The sequence below is a fragment of the Clostridium sp. AM34-9AC genome (assembly GCF_003480225.1).
GTDB classification, from domain to species: Bacteria; Bacillota; Clostridia; order Lachnospirales; family Lachnospiraceae; genus Acetatifactor; species Acetatifactor acetigignens.
On the sequence record NZ_QUIU01000053.1, the window covers coordinates 1 to 4487 of the forward strand.

Sequence of the window (4487 nt, forward strand, 5' to 3'; positions counted from 1 at the left end):
AGCGGATAAAGGATGCATTGATAAATATTATAGGACATAACCGGACAAGCGGTGATCTGGGGATTCCAGACTTTACTTCGGAGTTTCAATTCAGCAATGGCGCTTTCTCTGTGGCAGACAGTGGTTTTACGGTGGATATGGCGGCATTGGATAGAAGGCTGACGCCACAACCGCATGATAACATGTATTCGGATATGTATGCGTATAGTTTCAGGAAAGTATTATGATTATGAAAAGTAATTATACACAAGGAGAATGAACAGATGGTAATAACCCGCACAGTAGAGATGCATGCGCAGCTTGTGGGATATGATTTTAAGAAAAAAGGTTTACCCACTGATAAAAATATTGCAGTAGAAAATAGTAAAGTTTCCAATGATTATTTCTGGAAAACAAATAAATATACGGATCAGGATGTGTTTGGAAGAACACTGGATCTGACGGCACTTATCAATAAGCCGGACGGATATTTAAAGGGAAGTTTATCGGATACGGAGGATGTGGACTATTACGAATTCAATATTACAGAGTACCGGGCATTAAGTTTCGCGAAGGATACCTATAATAAGGATATTACGATCATTTTAGATCATATACCGGAAGGCTGTGATTATGAGATGGTTTTGTATGATGAGGAAGGCAATCAGGTCGGCATTGGGAAAGAGAATGGAAATGGTGGTCTTAGTATTACCATACCGAACTGGAATTCGGACAACAGAGGTTATACCGTGAAGGTACAGGCAAAGAACGGTTCGACGGTAAACCCGGATGCCGGATATCATCTTTCCTTCCAGACAACGCAGGCGGATAAAAGCCATGGAGCTTATCAGGAAATGGCAGAGGTTCAGAAGTATGAAGGGACAGTCAGGAAGCAGATGCAGGAAGGCTTAACCGATACTGAGGAAACGCGTGCAATTAAGGAAATCCGGCAGAAGTACAAAGCCTATTATACAGAGCAGATGGAGAAACTGCATCAGAAACAGGCAGAAGATGTTATGCAGGGTGGGGCAGTGCCGGATGATGAGCAGATTCATAATTTACTGGAAAAAAAAGCAGCAGGAGGAGAACTGACGGAACAGGAAAATGCTCTTTTAAATATCTTTTGTACTGCAGCAGAGCTGGATCGTGCGAATGCAAGTGCAAAAATGAATACCACAGTAAAAGATAGGATATCTGCTGATCTGCAGGAAGCGGGAATTGATATTTCAGATTCCACGTTTTCCATAAAAATTGGGGCGGATGGTCAGGTAAGTGTGGACGGTATTCAGGATCATGCAATGAAACAGAAGATAGAGAATGTTCTGTCAAAGTATTCGGATGAGCTGATGGATATTTATTTTTGCACGGATTCAAAAATACAGGAGTTGTCAGATAAAGAAAAATATCTGTTGCAAGCTGCGGTGGATGTGGGAAAATTTTTATATAAGGCATCTGGCGGCAGCGTATCGCTTGGAGACCTCTCCGTGGAAAATACAGCGATACATGGTCTGCCGAAAACACTGGATGATCTGTTGAATCATCCGGGTGGGAATCTGACCTATCAGGATTACACAAGTGATATCCGGGAAATTTTAGCATATAACCGGACACAGCACAAAGATATTATGTCTGAGTTAAATGTACAGTTTGTTATAGCAGACGGTACATTTCAGATAAAAGATTAAAGTTTATAATGGAGTATTCAATAATACCCAAGTGATTGGGAGGGAGAATCATGAGAATAGAGAATGGTTACTTACAACAAAGTATGTTATGCAGTAAAAATAATAGAAATGCAGTAGGAAATTTTTCTGATACAATGAATAAAGCCCAAGAGTGTATAAGTAATAAGATTAGCACAAGGGATTCCTATGTAAACAGTACAGATTATAGTAACTTTGGAATTTATACACAAAATAGTATCTCTCAAGATATTGAATTACCAATAGAGACAGAAAGATATAAAATTGAAGATGCTACATATGTGAATGGAGTAGCAGCATATGAGATTGTAGATAAGCAGACAGGAAAAGATTTTTATATAAGAGAAGATCAATTAGCAATTCAAAGAGATGAGAAAACAGGAATGGAGTTCCTGATTAATATGGATCAGCCATTTTCGTATAATGTAACCATGACAAGTGAACTGAAAAATCTTTTGAATGATTTGTCTGACCAAAGAAATATTGATATAAAGGAGATACCGCTACAGGGGGGATTGGTAGTAAAACGTGATCCAAAGACAGGGTTAAATTATTTGTCGATAAAGGGAAATGAGGCACAAGGAGTTTCGGTAATCATAACATCCGATAAAGATATAGAGACGCTGAATAAATTAGCTGATGAATTTCAAAAATATCCGGTAAGTTCACAGCGGTCTACGGCAGGATTATATGCTTTACTTGAGATATCAGGAAATCTGAAACGCGAAAAAGATGGTTTTACATTTTTGACTCCTAATGGAGTTACATATATTCCGTATGATGGTGATTCCAGCAAAGCATGGGAAATTGATATGCCGGGTTCCTGTTATGCTACTGCCAGAAAATGTTTGGCGGCAGAAAATGATTGTGCAGACATAAGTGCATGGACAAAAATTTTGAAAGGAATAAAGATATATTATGGCGATAATTATGGCACCACTCAGGAAAATAATGCATATAAAGTTGATAATTTAGGTAGATATTGTATGTTTGCATAAGATTTGTAATTTTTTTAATTACATGCAAAAATGCTTCTGTATTGATTGACGGAAGTGTAATGAGAAAGGCATGTGGAGATGAAAAAACTGCGAAATGGCTTGAGGAAAATTTAGCAATTATGCCAGATGTTATACGAAATGCACAGAAGGCGGCAATAAGTCATGGTAGTAAACTGATATCAGTGGAGTTTAAGTTTACGAATAATGGAACCGAAATGACAACCTGTGGCATTTTTGGAGAGACTGGTACGGATTCAGAAATTGACAAATGGCTGGAGAGAATGAAAGAGGATAAAGAAAAAGAAGATAAAAAAACAGAAAATATGATTGCTATAGAAGCGACAACTAAAAATAAGGTAGGTTTTGATACATATGCATAGTATCAATTTCTATAATTTTGAAGAAAGAAAAGATTACAAACAAGGTTAGGATAATCCGATATATAATAAGAAGGTTGGTGATATTATGAATATATTTTTTAACAGCCGAATTAATGCTAATCAGTCGTTGCTTAATGTTCTGTTTGGTCAACAACAAAAAGCGGCAAGCAGTCAAAACACTGGTTGTAGAGGCACAAGAGATACTTTAACGATAAGTGCATCGGGAAAGGAAAAACTGACAAAAAGTACAAGTGGAAGAACACATAACACAAGTATTGACAGCAGCATTGACTTAAAGTCCTATATAGCTTCAGCAAAAAAAACGAATCAAGAGCTCATTGAGAATGCAGGAACACAGATTAATGCGAAAACAAGTGAATATATGAGTACAGGTAAAGCATTTAGGGCGGCATTAACGGAAAAGTATTCTAAGCTTGCCGCAGAAGCAAAAACACATTCTAACCCTGAAAATTATATTCATTCCAAGTATTTTGATAAGAGTTCAGAGTATTACGAGACTAATTTGACTGATACAGAACGTAGGATTGCATATAATTATGAGATGCAGATGTGCCGGACAGGAAAAATAAATGGTGTAAATTATCAGGATTCTTTGTTCAGGGGAATTGAAGTAGACGGCGACAGTGTAGATTCGGATAAAATCCAATTTGAAAGAGCATTGGTAAATTCACAGATTTCAAATATTTTAAAGCAGGCTGGTGTAGATACATCTTCTATTAAGGAAGAGTGTACTTTTACTGTCGATCCATACAGTTACGAGATAACGGTAGATGGTGTGGATGAAGAAACAAAGGTGTTGATGCAGAATGCTTTAAATGTAGGTAATAATGGGAAAAATCTCTATAAGCATATCTATTATTGCTCAACACAAGATGGCTGTGAGAGTTCTCAAGTAACAGAGGAATCAAAGATGAAATACGAAGCATATCATCAGGTTTATAGTTATACAGGATATGAATTAGATAAACTTGAGGAAAAAAACGGGACATATTATACGGAGTCAGGAGAGAATATATTAGACTTAGTGGATAAGGCTGTTGAAGATTCTGGAAAAGTTCCGAAAGAGTTCAAGCAGCAAATGAAGAATTGGATACATGACCTGGTTTCAACTATGTCAACTAAAGGATGGAACAATGTGCCGGATATGACTTTAAGCATTTTATATGGAAAGAGTGGTTTAAAGGACATGAATCAGTTGATCACATATCAATATGAAGCTGATAGTACAAACAGGCAATGGTATTCTGTACTTTAGAAATATAATATTTTTGAAAAAATATAGGGAAGTGTGTCAAGTATAGTAATATAGTTTTTTAGATAAAATATATGATTCGAAATTTTTAAATTAAAAAATAAACAATAGAGGGAGCATTCCTGTTAAGTAACAAATAACCGGTTTGCAAAAA

5 protein-coding genes are annotated in these 4487 nt (G+C 36.6%); all 5 read left to right on the forward strand.

What is annotated here, in order from left to right:
• The coding region (locus DW835_RS18245) for a hypothetical protein (RefSeq protein ID WP_347559406.1) at positions 1-227 on the forward strand (227 nt) is incomplete at its 5' end.
• 36 nt (positions 228-263) lie between these two features.
• Entirely contained in the window at positions 264-1664 is a 1401-nt protein-coding gene (locus DW835_RS17505; protein ID WP_118731504.1) for a prepilin peptidase dependent protein A, read from the forward strand.
• Positions 1665-1714: 50 nt separating this feature from the next.
• On the forward strand, positions 1715-2680 hold the full coding sequence (locus DW835_RS17510) for a hypothetical protein (protein ID WP_118731505.1): 966 nt from the start codon (positions 1715-1717) through the stop codon (positions 2678-2680).
• Positions 2681-2739: 59 nt separating this feature from the next.
• Entirely contained in the window at positions 2740-3060 is a 321-nt protein-coding gene (locus DW835_RS17515) for a hypothetical protein (protein WP_243037238.1), read from the forward strand.
• Positions 3061-3145: 85 nt separating this feature from the next.
• Positions 3146-4336, forward strand: coding sequence for a DUF4885 family protein (locus DW835_RS17520; protein WP_118731506.1), 1191 nt, complete (start codon positions 3146-3148; stop codon positions 4334-4336).
• The last annotated feature ends 151 nt before the right edge of the window (positions 4337-4487 follow it).

Bases quoted from the DNA above. Each gene is read 5' to 3' on its own strand.
- DW835_RS17505 (WP_118731504.1), top strand. From the start codon at position 264: ATGGTAATAACCCGCACAGTAGAGATGCATGCGCAGCTTGTGGGATAT.
- DW835_RS17515 (WP_243037238.1), top strand. From the start codon at position 2,740: ATGAGAAAGGCATGTGGAGATGAAAAAACTGCGAAATGGCTTGAGGAA.
- DW835_RS17510 (WP_118731505.1), top strand. From the start codon at position 1,715: ATGAGAATAGAGAATGGTTACTTACAACAAAGTATGTTATGCAGTAAA.
- DW835_RS17520 (WP_118731506.1), top strand. From the start codon at position 3,146: ATGAATATATTTTTTAACAGCCGAATTAATGCTAATCAGTCGTTGCTT.